Source organism: Paracoccus methylovorus (assembly GCF_016919705.1).
In the GTDB taxonomy this organism is placed as follows: domain Bacteria; phylum Pseudomonadota; class Alphaproteobacteria; order Rhodobacterales; family Rhodobacteraceae; genus Paracoccus; species Paracoccus methylovorus.
In genome coordinates, this window is sequence record NZ_CP070371.1 from 887385 (window position 1) to 905758 (window position 18374).

General features: G+C 62.3%; 19 protein-coding genes. 7 read left to right on the plus strand and 12 right to left on the minus strand.

The window, feature by feature from the left end; genetic code table 11:
- Positions 1-26 precede the first annotated feature (26 nt).
- Positions 27-1079: an EF-P lysine aminoacylase EpmA gene (gene epmA, locus JWJ88_RS17635; protein ID WP_205295749.1), complete on the minus strand. Its 1053-nt coding sequence runs from the start codon at positions 1077-1079 to the stop codon at positions 27-29.
- A gap of 136 nt (positions 1080-1215) precedes the next feature.
- Here epmA and efp point away from each other — a divergent pair, with 136 nt between their 5' ends.
- Positions 1216-1782, plus strand: coding sequence for an elongation factor P (gene efp / locus JWJ88_RS17640; RefSeq protein ID WP_205295750.1), 567 nt, complete (start codon positions 1216-1218; stop codon positions 1780-1782).
- A gap of 81 nt (positions 1783-1863) precedes the next feature.
- On the opposite strand, the gene JWJ88_RS17645 is transcribed toward efp, so the two are convergent.
- Positions 1864-2031 (minus strand): hypothetical protein, encoded by a 168-nt coding sequence (locus tag JWJ88_RS17645; RefSeq protein WP_205296926.1) that lies wholly within the window; start codon positions 2029-2031, stop codon positions 1864-1866.
- 120 nt (positions 2032-2151) lie between these two features.
- On the minus strand, positions 2152-3180 hold the full coding sequence (gene argC, locus JWJ88_RS17650) for an N-acetyl-gamma-glutamyl-phosphate reductase (RefSeq protein WP_205295751.1): 1029 nt from the start codon (positions 3178-3180) through the stop codon (positions 2152-2154).
- A 126-nt stretch (positions 3181-3306) separates the two neighbouring features.
- Here argC and JWJ88_RS17655 point away from each other — a divergent pair, with 126 nt between their 5' ends.
- The 5 genes from JWJ88_RS17655 (at position 3307) to JWJ88_RS17675 (ending at position 7040) form a co-directional block, all read left to right on the plus strand.
- A complete protein-coding gene (locus JWJ88_RS17655; RefSeq protein ID WP_205295752.1) occupies positions 3307-3603 on the plus strand; it encodes a hypothetical protein in 297 nt (98 codons plus the stop codon).
- On the plus strand, positions 3587-4417 hold the full coding sequence (gene panB, locus JWJ88_RS17660) for a 3-methyl-2-oxobutanoate hydroxymethyltransferase (protein ID WP_205295753.1): 831 nt from the start codon (positions 3587-3589) through the stop codon (positions 4415-4417). Before JWJ88_RS17655 ends, panB begins: the two co-directional genes overlap by 17 nt.
- Complete coding sequence (gene panC / locus JWJ88_RS17665; protein WP_205295754.1) at positions 4414-5262, plus strand: pantoate--beta-alanine ligase; 849 nt, start codon at positions 4414-4416, stop codon at positions 5260-5262. The genes panB and panC overlap by 4 nt, the downstream gene beginning before the upstream one ends.
- 335 nt (positions 5263-5597) lie before the next feature.
- Positions 5598-5789, plus strand: a complete 192-nt coding sequence (locus tag JWJ88_RS17670) for a VOC family protein (RefSeq protein ID WP_205295755.1) — start codon at positions 5598-5600, stop codon at positions 5787-5789.
- A 165-nt stretch (positions 5790-5954) separates the two neighbouring features.
- The gene (locus JWJ88_RS17675; protein WP_205296903.1) at positions 5955-7040 is read left to right on the plus strand and encodes a lysine-2,3-aminomutase-like protein; all 1086 of its coding nucleotides are present in this window, start codon (positions 5955-5957) and stop codon (positions 7038-7040) included.
- Positions 7041-7103: 63 nt separating this feature from the next.
- Here JWJ88_RS17675 and JWJ88_RS17680 read toward each other — a convergent pair whose 3' ends face one another.
- From JWJ88_RS17680 to cbbR, 9 genes are all read right to left on the minus strand, one after another.
- Positions 7104-7943: an ATP-binding cassette domain-containing protein gene (locus tag JWJ88_RS17680; RefSeq protein ID WP_205295756.1), complete on the minus strand. Its 840-nt coding sequence runs from the start codon at positions 7941-7943 to the stop codon at positions 7104-7106.
- Positions 7940-8776: an ABC transporter ATP-binding protein gene (locus tag JWJ88_RS17685; RefSeq protein ID WP_205295757.1), complete on the minus strand. Its 837-nt coding sequence runs from the start codon at positions 8774-8776 to the stop codon at positions 7940-7942. The genes JWJ88_RS17680 and JWJ88_RS17685 overlap by 4 nt, the downstream gene beginning before the upstream one ends.
- A 3-nt stretch (positions 8777-8779) precedes the next feature.
- Positions 8780-9682: an ABC transporter permease subunit gene (locus tag JWJ88_RS17690; protein ID WP_205295758.1), complete on the minus strand. Its 903-nt coding sequence runs from the start codon at positions 9680-9682 to the stop codon at positions 8780-8782.
- Positions 9679-10686 (minus strand): ABC transporter permease subunit, encoded by a 1008-nt coding sequence (locus JWJ88_RS17695; protein ID WP_205295759.1) that lies wholly within the window; start codon positions 10684-10686, stop codon positions 9679-9681. The genes JWJ88_RS17690 and JWJ88_RS17695 overlap by 4 nt, the downstream gene beginning before the upstream one ends.
- A gap of 72 nt (positions 10687-10758) precedes the next feature.
- The gene (locus tag JWJ88_RS17700) at positions 10759-12363 is read right to left on the minus strand and encodes an ABC transporter substrate-binding protein (protein ID WP_205295760.1); all 1605 of its coding nucleotides are present in this window, start codon (positions 12361-12363) and stop codon (positions 10759-10761) included.
- Positions 12364-12702: 339 nt separating this feature from the next.
- Complete coding sequence (locus tag JWJ88_RS17705) at positions 12703-13506, minus strand: DUF72 domain-containing protein (protein ID WP_240200278.1); 804 nt, start codon at positions 13504-13506, stop codon at positions 12703-12705.
- Between the two features lie 75 nt (positions 13507-13581).
- Positions 13582-14619 (minus strand): GlxA family transcriptional regulator, encoded by a 1038-nt coding sequence (locus JWJ88_RS17710; RefSeq protein WP_205295761.1) that lies wholly within the window; start codon positions 14617-14619, stop codon positions 13582-13584.
- Positions 14620-14753: 134 nt separating this feature from the next.
- Complete coding sequence (locus tag JWJ88_RS17715; RefSeq protein ID WP_205295762.1) at positions 14754-16061, minus strand: MFS transporter; 1308 nt, start codon at positions 16059-16061, stop codon at positions 14754-14756.
- Positions 16062-16337: 276 nt separating this feature from the next.
- A complete protein-coding gene (gene cbbR / locus JWJ88_RS17720) occupies positions 16338-17267 on the minus strand; it encodes a LysR family regulator CbbR (RefSeq protein ID WP_205295763.1) in 930 nt (309 codons plus the stop codon).
- 96 nt (positions 17268-17363) lie between these two features.
- Between cbbR and JWJ88_RS17725 the strand changes: the two genes are divergently transcribed.
- The gene (locus tag JWJ88_RS17725) at positions 17364-18356 is read left to right on the plus strand and encodes a class 1 fructose-bisphosphatase (protein ID WP_205295764.1); all 993 of its coding nucleotides are present in this window, start codon (positions 17364-17366) and stop codon (positions 18354-18356) included.
- The last annotated feature ends 18 nt before the right edge of the window (positions 18357-18374 follow it).

Below are 18374 nucleotides of genomic sequence, written 5' to 3' on the forward strand. Positions count from 1 at the left end.
TTTATATATTTCACGTAACTAATTGATTATTGACGATATGGTAACGGCGTCCAGATCACCTCATCAATGCGGGGCGCTCCGGTCGCCAGCATCACCAGCCGGTCGAAACCCAGCGCACAGCCCGAGGCCGGTGGCATGAAGGCCAGCGCATCCAGAAAATCCTCGTCCAGCGGATAACGCTCGCCATAGATTCGCGCCTTCTCGGTCATTTCCATCTCAAAACGGCGGCGCTGTTCTGTCGGGTCGGTCAACTCGCCAAAGCCGTTGGCAAGCTCGACGCCGCAGGCATACAATTCGAACCGCTCGGCCTCGCTGGGATCATCATCTGCGCGACGGGCCAACGCCGCCTCAGCCGCAGGATAGCGATCAAGGATCAACGGCCGGCCATGGCCGAGATGCGGCTCGACCTTTTCGACCAGCACATGTGACAGGATATCGGACCAACCATCGTCCGCGGCAAGGCGGATGCCCTGCTCTTCGGCCTGCGCGCGCAAGGCTTTTGTATCGGTCTCGGCCCCATCGCAGGTCGAGAGCAGGTCGATACCGGCATATTCACGGAACGCCTCGGCCACGCTCATCACATCGGGCGTGGCATAGGGGTCGCATTCGGCGTCGCGGAAACGCAGCACCTCGGCTCCCGCACATTCCGCCGCAAACCGGAGGTATTGCGCGCAATCATCGAAAAGAACACGATAATCTTCGCCAGAACGATACCATTCCAACATGGTGAATTCGGGACTGTGCAGCCGCCCCCGCTCGCGATTGCGCCAGACGTGGCTAAAGGCGAATATCCGTTCCTCGCCCGCCGCCAGCAGTTTTTTCATGGCGAATTCGGGGCTGGTGTGCAGATACATCGGCACCGCCTGCCCGTCGTTGCCGATATGATTGGTGGCAAAGGCGTGCAGATGCGCCTCGTTCCCCGGACTGATGGCTAGCGCCAGCGGATCGACCTCGACAAAATCCTGCGCACCGAGCCAATTGCGGATCGCGGCCTGGATACGCCCTCGCGCCAACAGCAGCGGCCGGCGTCCGGCATGGCGGTCGCGGTCCCACCAAGGGGTTTCATCGGCGGATCTCATGCGCGCACCTCACTGCCTCTGCGTCGTTTTCTGCTTGCGGCTGGCGCAAAGCTGCGAAAAACGCTATGGGATGTCATCTTCGCCGGACTTCGTATCCGGTGTCCCGGAATTTGAAAAGCAGGCAAGGGAAACCGCCTTGAAAGTCATCGCCTCCAGCCTCCGCAAAGGCAATGTCGTCGAAATCGACGGCCGTCTCCATGTCGTCCTGACGGCGACCAACTTCCACCCCGGCAAGGGCACTCCGACAACGCAGGTCGACCTGCGCCGCATCTCGGACGGCAACAAGGTTTCGGAACGCTGGAAGACCACCGAACAGGTCGAGCGCGCCCATGTCGATGAGCGCGAATACGATTTCCTTTATGAAGATGGCGAAGGCTTCCATTTCATGGAGCCGGAAAGCTATGAGCAAGTCGTCGTTTCGCCCGATGTCGTGGGTGACGACAAGGTGTTCCTGGAGGACGGCATACGGGTGTTTTTGCAGGTGCATAACGGCGTGGCCATCGCGCTGGAGCTGCCGCAAAAAGTGACGGTGGAAGTGGTAGAAACCGAGCCGGTGGTCAAAGGCCAGACCGCCTCCTCCAGCTACAAGCCCGCGCAAGCGCATAATGGCGTGCGGATTATGGTGCCGCCGCATATCGGTGTCGGCACCAAGGTTGTCATCAATACGGCCGACCTGACTTATGTCGAACGCGCCAAAGGTTGATTCATGAAAATTCGGGGCGGGGCGCATATCGCCCCGCCCCTTTCATTTCGCGGGCTCTATTCGCAAAGTGATCGCTTTAGATCAATCCGCGGTCGCGGCACCCAGGGTTCCGCCTACGACCGCACCCGCTGGACCGGCGATAACGGCGCCGCCCAGACCGCCGGTGGCGGCGCGTTCGGTGGCGTTATCCCCACAACCGACAAGCACGAGCGTCATCGCGAAAGCGGCCGTCGCAATCAGGCTAGGCATCTTGCTTTCCTCCTAAAAGACGGCTTGGACCGCCCATACCGAAACAAGACGCGCGGCCCCGTTGTCCGGTTCCGCGCGCCGTCATAAAGGTTTCGAGAGTTTTGCCCGGGTGCAACCGGGTCAGGGGAAGATCGGTGCGAGCATAAGCCCTTCGGTTTCGGGCAGGCCCAGCATCAGGTTGGCGTTCTGCACCGCCTGCCCCGACGACCCCTTGCACAGGTTGTCCAGCGTCGAGACAACCAGCGTCCGCCCGGAAATCCGGTCGCCTGTCACGCCGATATGGCAGAAGTTCGAGCCCTGCACATGCGCCATCGCGGGCAGTTGGCCATAGGGCAGCACGACGATGAACGGCTCATCGGCATAGGCCGAGGTCAGCGCGGCATGCACCGCCTGCGGCTCGCCCTTAAGATAGCATGAGGCAAGGATGCCCCGGTTTACCGGCACCAGATGCGGGGTGAACTGGATACGAACCTCGCGCCCGGCAATGGCCGAGAACTCCTGGTCGAACTCACCCAGATGGCGATGTTTGCCGCCTTGGGAATAGCCCGCGACATCCTCGGAACGCTCGGCGAAAAGCATGTTTTCCTTAAGAGAACGCCCTGCCCCGGAAACCCCGTTCTTGAGATCGCAGATGATGTCGTCCAGATCGATAAGACCCGAACCGATCAGCGGCCGCAGCGCGAATTGCACGGTGGCGGCATTGCAGCCGGTGCCGGCGACCAGCCGCGCCTGGCGGATCTGGTCGCGATAGAATTCGGTCAGGCCATAGACCGCCTCGGGCTGCGTCTCGGGCGCGGCATGATCAAGCCCATACCACTTCTTGTAATCTGCTGGGTCGCGCAGACGGAAATCCGCACCCAGATCCACGATCTTTACATTGCGCGGTAACTGCCCGACCAGCGGCTGGCTCAGCCCATGCGGCAACGCGCAGAAAACCAAGTCTATGCCGGAAAAGTCGATCTCTTCCATCCGGACCAGCACCGGCAGTTTCAGGTGTCGCAGATGCGGGAAAACCTCGTCATAGCCCTGCCCCGCCTTGCGGTCGGCGGAAAGCGCGGCGATTTCGATCCGGGGATGGGTCGCAAGGATGCGGACGAGTTCGGCACCCGTATAGCCCGAGGCCCCAAGGATGGCAGCTTTCAGCGTCATGTCTCGATCCCGAGAAAACGGCCGCGACAGCGCGGCGCTGGTTGGTCTGACCTCGCCGCGAGGTCGCGGGGGCCGAAAACGGCACTAGGCTTCGACCCTTGGCATGTCAAGCATAGGGGCTTTGTCATGGCAGGGTTAGGCAGACGATACTTTGCTAGATTTATTTTAGATACTTATCTCAATATAATGAATATAATTGTATTTTTTAATTGTTATATTGAAATTCACCATCGGAGAGCAATCTGGAACGTGCTTGACGCCGGTTCGGCGCAGCGTGCAGAAACTACCGTCGGCTTCTTTTCCTGCGCAGGAATGCTGCATCTGCATCATTTTATTGCGAGACATGGCGGCGCGAATCCAATATTCGGTCCGTCGGCCGCCAAGGCTAGGGAAAACGGAGGAAGTGATGAGCGCGACCCCTGATCGCAAGGGCCAGCTTGGCCCCGGTGACATTCGTGCCCGCAAGGGCGGCGAACCCTTGGTCTGCCTGACCGCCTATACCACGCCCATGGCGCGGCTGGTCGATGCGCATTGCGACATCATGCTGGTCGGCGACAGTTTGGGGATGGTGCTGCACGGCCTGCCTTCGACCGTCGGCGTGACCATGGAAATGATGATCCTGCACGGCAAGGCGGTTGCGCGGGGCTGTTCGCGTGCCTGCATGGTGGTGGACATGCCCTTCGGCAGCTATGAGGAAGGCCCCCGGCAGGCCTTTCGCAACGCGGCGCGGTTGATGGCTGAAACCGGCTGTCAGGCGGTCAAGCTGGAGGGCGGGCTGCACATGGCAGAGACCGTGGCCTTTCTGGTCGCACGAGGCATTCCGGTGATGGGACATGTCGGGTTGACGCCGCAATCGGTGAACACGCTTGGCGGCTACAAGGTGCAAGGCCGCAGCCAGGATGAGGCCGACCGCGTGGCGGGTGATGCTGCGGCCTTGGCGCAGGCCGGGGCCTTTGCCGTGGTATTGGAAAAACTGCCCGAGACGCTGGGGCGGCGTATCACGCAGGACATCGCGGTGCCGACCATCGGAATCGGTGCGGGTCTTGATTGCGACGGGCAAGTGCTGGTGGTCGATGACATGCTGGGGCTGTTTGCGGATTTCCGGCCGAAGTTCGTCAAGCGTTACGCCGAATTGGGCCGCGATGCCGACAGCGCCATCGCCGCTTATGCCGCCGAGGTTCGCACCCGTCGCTTTCCTGCCGCCGAGCATGTCTTTGGCGAGGGCAAGCCGGCATGAGCGCGCCGATCGTCCGCCCGCTGACCCGGTTGCGCGCGCTGGTGCGCGACTGGCAGTCGCGCGGCGAAAGCATCGGCGTGGTGCCGACCATGGGTGCGCTGCACGAAGGGCACCTGAGCCTTGTTCGCGCAGCGCGGGCCAGTTGCGACCGGGTGATCGTCACCTTGTTCGTCAATCCGCGCCAGTTCAACAATGCCGAGGATTTCGCCCGCTATCCCCGCACCGAGCACGCCGATGCCGAATTGCTTGGTCCGCTGGGTGTCGATGCGCTTTTCGTGCCTGACGCCGATGAAGTCTATCCCGCGGACCATGCCACCACCATCTCGGTCTCGGGCGTGACCGCTCTGCTGGAAGGGGCGCATCGTCCGGGCCATTTCGACGGCGTGGCGACGGTGGTGACGCTGCTGTTCAACATGACCCAGCCTGACCGCGCCTTTTTCGGTGAAAAGGACTGGCAACAACTGCAACTGGTGCGTCGGCTGGCGCGGGATCTGAAGCTGCCGGTCGAGATTGTGCCCTGCCCCTGCGTGCGGGCCGAAGACGGGCTGGCGCTGTCATCCCGCAATCAGCGGCTGACTGCCGAGGGGCGTGTCCGCGCCGCTGCCCTGCCGCGGGTGTTGTTTCAGGCAACAGCGAGGATAGAGGCGGGCGAGCCGGTCGCGGCCACGCTGGCAGCGGCGCAATCGGAGTTGGAGGTGGCTGGGATCGGGCCGGTCGAATATCTGGAACTGCGCGACGCAGAGACCCTGGGCGAGCCGCAGCCCGGCCGTCCGGCCCGGCTGTTGATCGCCGCCTGGCTGGACGGGGTCCGGCTGATCGACAATCTGGGGGTCGAGTTGCACTGACGACTTTCAGCGGTCGCGTGTAGCGCGTGATGCGCCGGGGTCATGGGTATTTGGGCAACGAAGAAGCCATGGCCGGTTGAGGAAGCTTGCAGCAACCACGGATCGCCCAAATGCGTTGGGGATTATCCGCAAAACGCCGGGCTTTATCCAGCCGGCGAAAGGAGATCGTGATGAAAGTCACCCAGCACCTCTGGTTCGAACGCCACGTGGCGGCGGCTGTGCGTTTCTATTGCCCCTTGGTTCCGGGTCGTCCGTGAATTGGGTCTCGACCGTACCGGGCGATACGCCCTCGAGTCCCGAAGGGAGCGTCAAGCTGGCCGGGTTCACAGCACTACATGGCCATCGAAGGCAGCAAGTTTGATCCGTTCAACCACAGCTTCTCGATCATCGTCGAATGCGACACACAGGCAGAGATCGACCGGCTTTGGGAGGTGCTGCTGCAAGGGGGAGTTCCGAACGATGCGGGTGGCTGCGGGATCGTTGGGGTTTGTGCTGGCAGATCACCCCTCGTCGGTTGGGAAAGTTGATGGCGGATGACGGCCCCGAGGTGGGGCGCCGCGTAACGGCCGCCATGTTGGAGATGGTCCAGTTCGACATTGCAGCGCTAGACGCCGCAGCCAAGGGCTGAGCTCTTGCCAAGATCGGCCATCGGGTCGATAAACCGGTCTTTCCCTCTGCCGCGAGTTCTTGTCCTGTCCCTGCGCCCCATCACCACCGTCCCTGCCCTGATCGAGGCCGGCCTGAGCGAAACCGCGCAGGCCGATGTGTTGGAACAGGTGACAGCCGAGTTTCGGCTTCGCATCTCACCCGCCATGCGGGACGCCATGCACGAGCCCGGCGACGGCGTTGCTGCGCAATTCGTTCCGGACGCGCGCGAACTGACCGTCCGGCCGGAGGAACTGGCCGATCCGATCAGCGACGAGGCCTTCAGTCCGACACCCGGTTTGACCCATCGCTACCCCGACAGGGTGATCCTGCATATTACCAAGACCTGCGAGGTCTATTGCCGCTTCTGTTTTCGCCGCGAGATGGTGGGTGAGAACGGCACCCTGCCCGATCATGATCTGGCCGAGGCGCTGGATTACATCGCCCGTACCCCGGAGATCCATGAGGTGATCCTGACCGGCGGTGATCCGATGGTCCTGTCGCCGCGTCGCATTTCGGCGCTGATAGCGCGTCTGGAGGCAATCGCGCATGTCGATATCGTCCGTTTGCACAGCCGCGTGCCGGTAGTGGCCCCGCAACGCATCGACGACGCGATGCTTGCAGCCTTGCGGTCCCGGCGGCTGGCGGTCTGGGTCGTGGTCCACACCAACCATGCGCGAGAGCTGACGACCGAGGCCTGTGCCGCGCTGGCGCGTCTGGCGGATGCGGGCATTCCGCTGCTGTCGCAGACCGTACTGCTGAAGGGGGTGAACGCAGATCCCGAGATTCTGGCCGATCTGTTTCGCGCGCTGATCCGCAACCGGGTCAAGCCCTATTACCTGCATCACTGCGATCTGGCGCGCGGTACGAGTCACTTCCGCACCACCATTGCTGAGGGTCGGGAGATCATGGCGCGATTGCGGGGGCGATTGTCGGGAACGTGCCTGCCGACCTATGTGCTGGATCTGCCGGGTGGCCATGGCAAAGTGCCGCTGGGGGCCGATTACGTTACCGAGGTTGCGCCCGGCCGTTACCTGATCCGCGACTGGCGTGGAGCGGATCATGAATATCGGGATCTGGACATGCCGGACACCGGGGGCGCTTCGCCCCCCGGCCCCCCCGAGGATATTTGAGGCACGAAAGAATAGCACGGCCTCGGGGCGTATGCGCAGGCGCGCGCGCCCCGGACCCTTTTGTCAGGCGTTGGCCGCGCGCAGCGACTTGCGGCGGGCAACGCGCTGGCGGATCGCTTCGATATCCGTGACCGGAGTCGCGGCGAAAAGTTCGCGTGTATAGGGGTGGCTGGGATTGGCGAACACTTCTTCACGGCTGCCTTGTTCCACCGCTTCGCCCTGATTCATCACCAGAACCTCATCGGCGATATAGCGGACCACCGAGAGGTCATGGCTGATGAAGACATAGGCCAGGTTGAACTCTTCCTGCAAATCGGCCAGCAGGTTCAGCACCTGCGCCTGAACCGAAAGGTCCAGCGCCGAGACCGGCTCGTCCAGAACCAGAAGCGTCGGATTCAGCATCAAGGCGCGCGCGATGGCGATACGCTGCCGCTGCCCGCCCGAGAACATATGCGGGTAGCGGTTGAACACTTCGGGTGCGAGGCCGACTTTGACCAGCATCTCTCGCGCGCGGTCCCGGCGCTCGGCGGCGGGCGTGTCGGTATTCAGCGCCAAGGGCTCCATCAGCACGTCGCCGATCTTCTGGCGCGGGTTGAGGCTGCCGTAGGGGTTCTGGAACACCATCTGCACCTTCGAGCGCATCTCGCGCGTCAGCCGTGCTTTCGAGATATCGACCGGATTGCCCTCGATCAGCAGTTCTCCGCCCGAGGCGGGGTCGATCAGCGCAATGATCCGCGCCAGCGTCGATTTGCCCGAGCCGGACTCGCCCACGATGGCCAGTGTCTTGCCGCGATCGACTGAAAAGCTGATGCCCTTGACCGCCCGCACGGTCTTGGCGGCGCGGGTCAACGAACCGGGGACGTGGTAATCGCGGACGAGATTGCGACCTTCGACGACGCTCATTGCGGGGCCTCCTCGAGAAAGCTGCCCACGGTGGGCAGGCGGTCGCCGGTGGCATTTTCCGGCAGGGCGGAAAGCAGCGCCCGGGTATAGGCATGTTTCGGTGCCTCGAACAGCGACAGCACGTCCGCCTCTTCCATCTTTCTGCCCTTGTATTGCACCTGCACGCGGTCTGCGGTCTCGGCCACCACGCCCATGTCATGGGTGATCAGGATCAGCGCCATGCCGGTCTGTTCCTGCAACTGCATCAGCAGGTCGAGGATCTGTTTCTGGATGGTCACGTCCAGCGCCGTTGTGGGTTCGTCCGCGATAAGCAGGCGCGGGCTGGTGGCGATCGCCATGGCAATCATCACCCGCTGGCACTGGCCGCCCGACATCTGGTGCGGATAGCTTTTCAGCTTTTCCTCCGGGTCGGGAATGCCGACCTGCCGGAACAGCTCTATCGCCCTGGCACGGGCCTCTCTTTTCGACAAGCCGGCGTTGAAGCGCAGCACCTCTTCGATCTGGTAGCCGGTGGTGAAGGACGGGTTCAGCGATGCGACGGGTTCCTGAAAGATCATGGTGATCTCTCGCCCGATGATGCGGCGACGCTGGCGCGCGGTCATTCGCAGCAGGTCTTGCCCGTCGAAGGTCATCTCGTCGGCGGTGACGGTGGCGGTGTCGGGCAGCAGCCCCATCGCCGCCAGCATCGATACCGACTTGCCCGAGCCAGATTCGCCCACGATGGCCAGCACCTCGCCCTTGTCGACGGTGACGTCGACAGCGTCCACGGCGGTAAAGCTGCCGGTCGAAGTGGCGAAGCGAACGGTGAGATTGCGGATTGTCAGCAATGCCATGGCTCAGCTCCGCTTCAGTTTGGGATCGAGCGCGTCGCGCAGCCCGTCGCCCATCAGGTTGATCGCCAGCACCGAGATCAGGATGGCAAGACCGGGGAACGTCACCACCCACCAGGCGCGCAGGATGAACTCGCGCGCTTCGGCCAGCATCGTGCCCCACTCCGAGGCAGGCGGCTGCGCCCCCATGCCCAGAAAGCCAAGCGCGGCCGAATCCAGAACCGCCGAAGAAAAGCTCAGTGTCGCCTGTACGATCAGAGGCGCGAGGCAGTTGGGCAGGATGGTCCTGAACATCAGCCGCAGGTTGCTGGCGCCGGCCACCTTGGCGGCGGTGACATATTCACGCGCCTTTTCCCCCATCACCGCAGCGCGGGTCAGGCGGGCGAAATGCGGCTGGTAAACGATGGCGATGGCGATCATCGCATTGGTCAGGCCCGGCCCCAGAATGGCGACCAGCACCAGTGCCAGCAGCAGCGAGGGGAACGCCAGCACCACATCCATGACCCGCATGATGACGGTATCGACCCAGCCGCCGAAGAAGCCTGCGACAAGGCCGATGAAGATGCCCCCGGTCAGCGCGATGGCCACCACGACGATGCCGATGAACAGCGAATATTGCGCGCCATGGATCAGCCGCGACAGCATGTCCCGGCCGACGGCGTCGGTGCCCAGCAGAAATCCGGCGCGCCCGCCCTCTTGCCAGATCGGCGGCACCAGCAGCGCGTCGCGATATTGGTGCGTCGGGTCATGCGGCGCCAAGACCGACGCAAAGATCGCCGTCAGCACCAGCAGCGTAAAGACGACAAGGCCCAGCACGGCGCCGCGGTTCTGGCTGAAATAGAACCAGAACTCTTTCAGCATCCGGCGGCGGATAGCCGCATCCGAAATTTTCACGGTGGTATCGGTCATTTGTGCCGGATCCTCGGATTGATGAGACCATAGGTCAGATCGACGATCAGGTTCACGATCATCACGATTGCAGCGATCAGCAGCAGGCCCGACTGCACCACCGGATAGTCGCGGCGCGAGATCGAATCGATCATCCACTTACCGATGCCGGGCCAGGAAAAGATCGTCTCGGTCAGGATCGCACCCGCCATCAGAACGCCAATCTGCAGGCCGATGGTGGTGATGACCGGGATCATGGCGTTGCGCAGCGCATGGACGCCGATTACCCGACGGGGCGAAAGGCCCTTGGCGCGGGCGGTGCGGACATAATCCTCGCCCATCACTTCAAGCATGGCCGAGCGGGTCTGGCGCGCGATCACTGCCAGCGGAATGGTCGCCAGCACGATCGAGGGCAGGATCAGGTGACTGACCGCCGAGGCAAAGGCGCCCTTCTGGCCTGAAAGCAGGCTGTCGATCAGCATGAAGCCCGTGACCTGCGGAAAGAAATACATCAGCGAGATACGGCCCGACACCGGCGTCCAGCCAAGGACGCCCGAGAACAGGATGATAAGCAGCAGGCCCCACCAGAAGATCGGCATGGAAAAGCCTATCAGCGCCGCTGTCATCGAGAACTGGTCGAACCACGAGCCGCGTTTGATCGCGGCGATGACGCCCACGGGCACGCCGATCACCGTCGCGATGATGATCGCAACCAGCGCCAGTTCGACCGTGGCCGGGAACAGCGCCAGAAACTCGGTCATCACCGGTTTTTTCGTGACCAGCGAGTTGCCCAGGTCACCCTGAAGCAGATTGCCGAGATAGTGGAGATATTGCTGCCAGACCGGCTTGTCATAGCCAAGCTGTGCGGCGATCTGGGCGTAACGCTCGGGCGAGACGCCGCGTTCGCCGGCCATCAGCAGGACCGGATCGCCCGGCAACAGCCGGATGAAGCTGAAAGCCACCAGCGTGATCCCGAGCATGGTCGGAATCAGGTAAAGCATTTTCTTAAGGATGAATCTGATCATCGAACCTTAACCTAAGGGCCGTGCAAGGAAATTCCCCTGCACGGCCACAAGAGTAGCAATCCGGGCGCGACCTTATTCGGTCAGGTCCACGGTATCGAAGACGTAATCGCCCAGCGGCGATTGCACGAAGCCGGTCACGTTCTTGGCCATCGGCACATATTGCGTCGAATGCGCGATCGTGGCCCAGGGCGCCTCTTGCTTGAAGATGACCTGTGCCTGTTCGTAAAGCTTTACCCGCTCGTCATGGTCGGGATCGGCCTTGGCCTTGGCCAACAGGTCCGAGAACTCTTCGTTGCACCAGAACGCGCGGTTCGCGCCGCCCGGGCTGGCCGAGGCGCAGGACAGCAGCACCGACAGGAAGTTGTCCGGGTCGCCGTTGTCGCCGGTCCAGCCTAGGATGACGGCGCCCTTGCGACCCTCTTCCATCGACTTCTTGAGGTATTCGCCCCATTCATAGCTGACGATCTCGACCTTGACGCCGATCTTGGCGAAATCGCTCTGGATCATCTCGGCGGTGCGGCGGGCATTGGGCATGTAGGGGCGTTGCACCGGCATGGCCCAGACTTCCATGCTCAGATCCTTGACGCCGGCTTCTTCCAGCATCTTCTTGGCCGCTTCGGGATCGTATTTGTCGTCCTCGATGGCGTCGTTATAGGACCACATGGTCGGTGGGATCGGGTTCTTGGCGACCTCGGCGTTGCCCTGATAGACCGCGTCGATCAGTGCCTGCTTGTCCATCGCCATGTTCAGCGCCTTGCGAACCTGCGGGTTGTCGAAGGGCGCGACGGTGGTGTTATAGGCCAGATAGCCGACGTTCAGGCCGGGCTGCTCGTCCAGCTTGAGGTTCGGGTCGGCCCGGATATCGTCCAGATCGGCGGGCGAAGGATAGGGCATCAGGTGGCATTCGCCGGCCTTGAGCTTTTGCAGCCGCACCGAAGCGTCGGGGGTGATGGCAAAGACCAGATCGTCGATCTTGGGCGCTTCGCCCCAGTAATCGGCGTTCTTCTGGTAACGGATCACCGCGTCTTTCTGATAGGCGACGAATTTGAAGGGGCCTGTGCCGATGGGGGCGTTGTTCAGATCCTCCCGGGTGCCGGAGGCTTCCAGCGTATCGGCGTATTCCTTGGAAACGACCGAGACGAAGGGCATCGCCACGTTGGCAAGGAAGGGCGATTCGGGCTGGTTCAGGGTGAATTTCACCGTGTAATCATCGACTTTCTCGATGGACTTGATCAGCTTGTCCATCTCCATCGACGAATAATATTCATAGGTGATGCCGGGGATGTATTCGTGCCAGGGGTGATCGGCGCTGGCTTGGCGTTCGAAGGTAAAGATCACGTCGTCGGCGTTAAAGTCGCGGCTGGGCGTAAACTTGTCGTTGGAATGGAACTTCACGCCCTGACGCAGGTGGAAGGTGTATTCCGTGCCGTCCTCGGACACGTCCCAGCTTTCGGCCAGTGCCGGTTCGATCTCGGTGGTGCCGGGCTTGAACTGCACCAGACGGTTATAGACCGCATGGCCCGAAGCGTCGAAAGTGGTGCCGGCGGTATAGGGCGCGGCGTCAAAGCCTTCGGGCGAGCCTTCCGAGCAATAGACGAAAGTCTTGGCGTGCAGCGGCGCCGCGGCCATCAGCGCGAAAGTCGATGCCGCAAGCAGCCGGGTGGAAAAGAGTGACATAATGCCTCCCATGTCTAGAGATATTCCCTGACCCTGATGCAAACGAATCTGCCTGACAGGTCAAGTGCTCTGCCGGGTCTGGCCGTCATTTTGCCGCAATGACGCAGCGAAACGCCGGAAATTTTGGCGATTTATGGGTAATTCGCCCGGCTGCTGCGGGCAAGAGCGGCAGGCCGCACCAGCGAAATTCAGCCGAACCGAGGCGTTCAGGCGTTGCGACGCCATCGGATCGGGGATGTGGCCGGGATGATTCTGTCCACGCCTCCCGCCGGGTGACATCGACATGGGTGCACGTTCCCGGCAGCACCCCACCAGCCATGAGGGCGATCCAACCGCGGTCTAGCCCAGCCGTTCGATCAACGCCGCCGCTGCCTGCGGATTGCGCAGTTTGTAGCCGCTGATGACATAAAGATACACGTCCCGAGGTCCTGCGACAGAGTTCGGTCCTGCATAATCCAGCCCCTCGGGCAGATCGCCCTGCGCCCAGATGCGCGCCCGTTCCGCCCACAGGTCCAGTGCTTTCGGCGAATAGCCCAGCGGTTCGTCAGCGGTGGTTCCCATGATGCGGGCATAGACAAAGGGCGCGGTGGGATCGGCAATTTGCGGGAACTTTCCATCGGCCGAAACCACCGCAGCAACCCCATGTTCGCGCAGCATCGCGATAAACTCCGGCGTTCGGAAACTGTCATGGCGCACTTCGACCACGTGACGCAGCGCCCTACCCTCGACTGCCTTTGGCAAAAGTTCAAGAAACGCCTCGAAATCTTTGGGATCAAAGACTTTATTTGCCATGAATTGCCAGTTTATCGGGCCCAGCTTATCGCCCAGCAACATTACGCCGCTTGAAAAGAAGCGCGCGATTGTTTCGCCCGCGTCGGCCAGAACCTTGCGGTTGGTGGCGTAGCGTGGCGCCTTTAGCGAAAAGACGAAACCCTCGGGCGTCTCGTCATGCCATTTGCGAAAACTCTCGGGCTTTTGCGCCCCGTAATAGGTGCCGTTTATCTCGATCGAGGTCAGTTGGCGGCTGGCATGTTCCAGTTCACGACGTTGCGGCAGGCCTTTGGGGTAAAAACTGCCCCGCCACGGCTCATAGGTCCATCCGCCGATCCCGATACGAATATCGCCCATCTCATGATCGTTCATGCCAGATCCTCCGGTCGCCTCGACTCAGGGGATCATAGCCGCAGGCGGCCCACACTCCGAATCCTGCTTTCGAGGTTATTCCCCCGCCCGCTTGCGGGTCAGCGAGAACTTGTAGGGCGAGACACCGTATTGCGTCCGAAACACCTTGGAGAAATACGAGGACGAACTGAACCCGCAGGCCACCGCCACCTGCATCACGCCAAGATCGGTTTCAGTCAGCAGCGAGCGGGCGTGTTGCAGCCGCACCTTGTTGAGATATTGCAGCGGCGTCGTGTCGAGGTAACGCTGAAACAATCGCTCCAACTGGCGGCGCGAGATGCCAAGGTGACTGGCACATTCGCCCAGGTCGACCTCATCCTCGACATGGGCCTCGATATAGGCCACGGCGCGGATCAGATGATCGTTGCGGGTGCCCAGACGGACGGAAAGCGAGGTGAGCTGTTCCTCTTCACCGCGACGGATCTGGCCCAGCAGGCACATGTTCATCACCGCCTGGCCAAGTTCGGGGCCGTAATAGTCCTCGATCAGTTTCAGCGCCAACTCTGCCGAGGCGACGCCGCCTGCGCAGGTGACGATGCGGTCGTCGATGCAAAAGATGCGCCGCTCGGGCGTCAGGCTTGGATATTTCTCGCAGAAGTTCGGGATGTTTTCCCAATGCAGGGTAAAGCGGCGACCGTTCAGGATGCCGGCGCGGGCCAGCGCATAGGCCCCGGTGCACAGCCCCCCGACCGTGCCGCCATGGCGCCATTGCTTGCGAAGCCAGTCGGTCAGTTCGGGGCTGCATCCCGCATCCGGCTCGACCCCGCCGCAGACCAGGATGTAATCCGAGGCAAGCGCCCCCGACAGCGGCGCATCGGGCAGGAGCGGCACCCCGTTCGAGCATGCGATGGGCTCGCCGGTTTCGCTATGCACGCGCCACTTGAACAGCATTCTCTCGGTCAACTGGTTGGCCACGCGCAAGGGCTCGATGGCCGAGGTAAAGGCCAGCATGGTGAAACGGGGCATCAGCACGAAAGAAACCGTGATCGGTGCCCCAACCGGGGCCGTAAGCTTCACGTGGGCGATGCCCCGCGCGATATAGCGTTCGCTGTCGTCGGCTACGGATTGCGGCACGATATTTTTCCCGAATGCTTCGCCCGGCCCGCGGACCTTGCGTCAGCTTCGCATTGCCACAAGCGTCGGTGCACTGCCAAGCCTTTTGGCTGGCCGGGCCCGTGTCTGGCCCAGCCGCACGGCTTTTCCGGTGCTCAGCGTAATGCCTTGCGCTTGGTTTCCGGCGCCCAGAAAATTGACAGCACCAGACCCAGAAGTGGAAAGAACGCCATGATCAGCAGCGACGCCGAGGCCCCGAACATCTGCAAGGACACCGGCAGCAGGTAGACGGCCGAAGCTGCGGATATGCGCGAGAAGGCGGCCGAAAAACCCACCCCGGTCGAACGCAGCCTCGTATCAAAGATTTCTGCCGGATAGACATACTGGATGTTGTTGGCGGCAGGGGCGATGAACATGTAAAGCCCGAACAACAGCACCATCATCCATAGGGGTGCCTGAGGCATCAGGCCAATGGCCAGAAGGGCTGCGAACATCACGGCAAAGGTCCAGATGACAAAGGATCGCCGGCTCAGCCAATGCAGCAGCAAAAGCCCAAAGACCGCACCCATGATCTGCAACGCGTTCAGCCACAGGTCGACGAGGGTGGCGTCCCTGATGCCAAGCGCGTCGAATACCGGGCCGATGAAGGTGAAGATGGCAAAGAACGGCCCCACCTGGCAGAACCAGAACAGGCCGGAATAAAGATGCTGCCGACGGTTCGCGCCCACGAACAGCTCTTTCGGCGAGGGGTTGGCTTTGTCCAGCTCGACATCGGGGATGGAGTAACCGGGGCCGAAATGCCGCTCGACGATGGCGCGCGCCTCGGCATTGCGGCCACGGGCCTTGAGCCACATCGGCGTCTCGGGCAGGCCCATGCGCAGGATAAAGGTGATGATGGCCGGCACCGCACTGGTCGCCAGCAGAAAGCGCCAATCGCTGCCAGTATAAAGGCTGCCCACCACGAAAGCGATGGTGAAGCCCACCTGCCAGCCGACCGCAAAGCTGCCCAGCAAGACCCCTCGCCCCTTGCGGCGCGAGAACTCGGCCAGAACCGAGGTGCCGACCGCGTATTCCACCCCTATCGCCAATCCCAGCGCCAGTCGCAGCGCCACCAGTTGCCAGACCTCCTGCACAAAGATCTGCATAATCGACAGCACGACGAAGGCGGCCAGATTCCATGAAAATACCGGCCGGCGGCCATAGCGGTCGGCAAGACTGCCAAACAGCAACCCGCCGATAAAGACGCCGATCAGCGCGCTGGCGGCGATCAGACCTTGACTGACGGCAGACAGGTTCAATTCGCGTCCGGCCAGCGTCAGCGCCGGGCCGACGATGCCCAACACATAGCCATCCAGCGCAGCGCCCCCCAGCACGGCAGCCGCGGCCAGCACGTGGATCGGTCTAAGCGGCGCGTCGTCCAGACTGACCAGTCTGGGCGCGCCTTGCGGCGTCGTAAAATTCATGTTTCCCCCCAAAGTTGCCATGCAACCTCGACCGGGCATGACGCCGCCCGGTCAGTTTCCTCGCCCAGCAGGTAATCCTGCGGAGTTTCTCGGGGATGTGAGAATTGCGACGTTTGAGAGGTGCGAAACGACCGAAACCCCGGCTGCGGCAAGATGCCACGCATCTTACTTGGCCGAGGTTATCGACATGATATGGCCGCAAAATCATGCAGCAGCATGCCAAGTGACAGACGCCTATGGGGTTGCAAGGTCAGCGACGCCCTGCCCCAACCTCACCTAGGGTTCAACCACCGGCAGAAAGGCGCCCTTCAGGGCAAGGATATGGTCATGCACACGCTGGCCGGCAGGCGATAGCGCCATGTCTTCGCGCCGCAACAGGAACCAGTTGCGCTGGATCGGCAATCCCATCGCCTTCAGCGCCACCAGCCGGCCCGTCCGCAGTTCCTCGGTCACCGTATGCTGCGAAATCAGCGCGATGCCCAAGCCGGCGATCACCGCCTGTTTGATGGTCTCGTTCGTGCCCATCTCGACCATGCGCCAAGGGGTGCCATCGCCGATGCGGTCCAGAAACCGCACCATCAGGATGCGCGTGCCCGAACCCTGTTCACGCGCCAGATAGGTTTCCGCCAGCAGGTCCTGCGGCAGGGCCGGATCGGCCCCGGCCAGAGGATGATGGGGCGGGGCCACGATGATATGGGGATGCGGTCCGATGGGTTCGGCCACGACCGTCGGACTGCGCGGCGGCCGCCCCATGATCGCCAGATCCAGCGCGCGCGAGATCAACCCCTGGATCACCGCATCACGATTGCCGATGCGCAGCGTCACCTCGACCTCGGGTAGTGCGCGGCGCAGGTCGGCCACCAGCCGGGGTGCAAAATATTTCCCGGTCGAGACGACGCCCAACGACACGTTGCCGGTATGGCCGCTTTGCAGCGCCGCCACCCGCCGGCCGCAGGTCTCCAGCGCGACGGCGATCTGCGCCTCGGCCTCCAGCACGGCGCGGCCTTCGTCGGTGGCAAGGAACGCGCCGTGTTCGCCCCTTATGACCAAAGGCGCAGTCACCAGATCCTCAAGCGCGCGAAGCTGGCTGTGAACGGCGGGCGGGCTTAGCCCCAGACTGCCTGCAGCACCCGTCAATGAGCCGCTATCGACCACGGCGCGCAGGATGCGGAGCTGGCGAAGGGTGAGGGCGTCGATCCGAGCCATTCAGAAATTCCGAATTCTATTTTTGAATTATTAAATGTTCCTTAAAATCTCCGCGTGTCAACAAAAAGGCGGGACGAGTGCCAAAGGGAGGGGCCGATGACCGCCGAGACAATCGAAACCAAGGCGATACCGGACGATCTGCGGCCCGTGCTGCGGGCCATCGCAGCAGCCGGCGCCCGGCTGGCGCAGGTCATTCGCCGGGGCGGAGACCTTGCCTCTCCGGTCGGCACAAATGCGGATGGCGACGGGCAAAAGGCGTTGGACGTGATCGCGGACGACCTGTTTCGGCAGGCCCTGTCCGGGACCGGGGTGCGCTGGCTGGCCTCGGAAGAGCAGGAACAGGCAGTGGCGCTGGACCCCAATGGGCGGCTTGCCATTGCAATCGACCCGCTGGATGGTTCGTCCAACATCGACACCAATGTCTCGATCGGGACCATCTTTTCCATCTATCCAGCCGAGACGACGGCCGAGGCCAGTTTCCTGCGCCCTGCCCGCCAGCAAATCGGCGCCGGCTATATCATCTATGGTCCGCGTTGCGCGATGATGCTGACCTTCGGCAGCGGCGTGCAGCATTACGCACTGGACCCCGAGGGAGACAGTTTCCAACTGGTCGCGTCGCACCAGCAACTGCCGGACTGCGCCTTTGAGTTTGCCATCAACGTCTCGAACTACCGGCACTGGCCGCAACCGATCCGGGCCTATATCGACGACTGTCTTGCCGGCAACGATGGCCCGCGCGAGCAGAATTTCAACATGCGCTGGGTCGCCTCTCTGGTGGCTGAAACCCATCGCATTCTGGTCCGGGGCGGAGTGTTTCTTTACCCGTCAGACGCGCGCAACGGTTATCAGAATGGCCGGCTGCGCATGCTTTACGAATGCGCGCCCATCGCGTTCCTGATCGAGCAGGCCGGGGGGCGCGCCACGGACGGGCTGCGCCCCATACTCGATCAGGGTGCCGGGACGCTGCACCAGCGCACGCCCTTTGTCTTCGGCTCGGCCGAGAAGGTCGACCGTATCGCCACCTATCACGAACTGCCGGCAACCGAGGTCTCGGCCCTGTTCGGCCATCGCGGCCTGTTCCGCGCCTGAGTTGGAACCAAGGGACAA

Excerpts from the sequence above, each read along its gene's own strand:
- JWJ88_RS17715 (WP_205295762.1), bottom strand. The coding sequence starts at position 16,061 with ATGAATTTTACGACGCCGCAAGGCGCGCCCAGACTGGTCAGTCTGGAC.
- cbbR (WP_205295763.1), bottom strand. The coding sequence starts at position 17,267 with ATGGCTCGGATCGACGCCCTCACCCTTCGCCAGCTCCGCATCCTGCGC.
- JWJ88_RS17670 (WP_205295755.1), top strand. The coding sequence starts at position 5,598 with ATGGCCATCGAAGGCAGCAAGTTTGATCCGTTCAACCACAGCTTCTCG.
- JWJ88_RS17655 (WP_205295752.1), top strand. The coding sequence starts at position 3,307 with ATGGCAGGGTTAGGCAGACGATACTTTGCTAGATTTATTTTAGATACT.
- panC (WP_205295754.1), top strand. The coding sequence starts at position 4,414 with ATGAGCGCGCCGATCGTCCGCCCGCTGACCCGGTTGCGCGCGCTGGTG.
- epmA (WP_205295749.1), bottom strand. The coding sequence starts at position 1,079 with ATGAGATCCGCCGATGAAACCCCTTGGTGGGACCGCGACCGCCATGCC.
- JWJ88_RS17685 (WP_205295757.1), bottom strand. The coding sequence starts at position 8,776 with ATGGCATTGCTGACAATCCGCAATCTCACCGTTCGCTTCGCCACTTCG.
- panB (WP_205295753.1), top strand. The coding sequence starts at position 3,587 with ATGAGCGCGACCCCTGATCGCAAGGGCCAGCTTGGCCCCGGTGACATT.
- JWJ88_RS17695 (WP_205295759.1), bottom strand. The coding sequence starts at position 10,686 with ATGATCAGATTCATCCTTAAGAAAATGCTTTACCTGATTCCGACCATG.
- JWJ88_RS17645 (WP_205296926.1), bottom strand. The coding sequence starts at position 2,031 with ATGCCTAGCCTGATTGCGACGGCCGCTTTCGCGATGACGCTCGTGCTT.
- JWJ88_RS17705 (WP_240200278.1), bottom strand. The coding sequence starts at position 13,506 with ATGAACGATCATGAGATGGGCGATATTCGTATCGGGATCGGCGGATGG.
- JWJ88_RS17690 (WP_205295758.1), bottom strand. The coding sequence starts at position 9,682 with ATGACCGATACCACCGTGAAAATTTCGGATGCGGCTATCCGCCGCCGG.
- JWJ88_RS17725 (WP_205295764.1), top strand. The coding sequence starts at position 17,364 with ATGACCGCCGAGACAATCGAAACCAAGGCGATACCGGACGATCTGCGG.
- argC (WP_205295751.1), bottom strand. The coding sequence starts at position 3,180 with ATGACGCTGAAAGCTGCCATCCTTGGGGCCTCGGGCTATACGGGTGCC.
- JWJ88_RS17700 (WP_205295760.1), bottom strand. The coding sequence starts at position 12,363 with ATGTCACTCTTTTCCACCCGGCTGCTTGCGGCATCGACTTTCGCGCTG.
- JWJ88_RS17680 (WP_205295756.1), bottom strand. The coding sequence starts at position 7,943 with ATGAGCGTCGTCGAAGGTCGCAATCTCGTCCGCGATTACCACGTCCCC.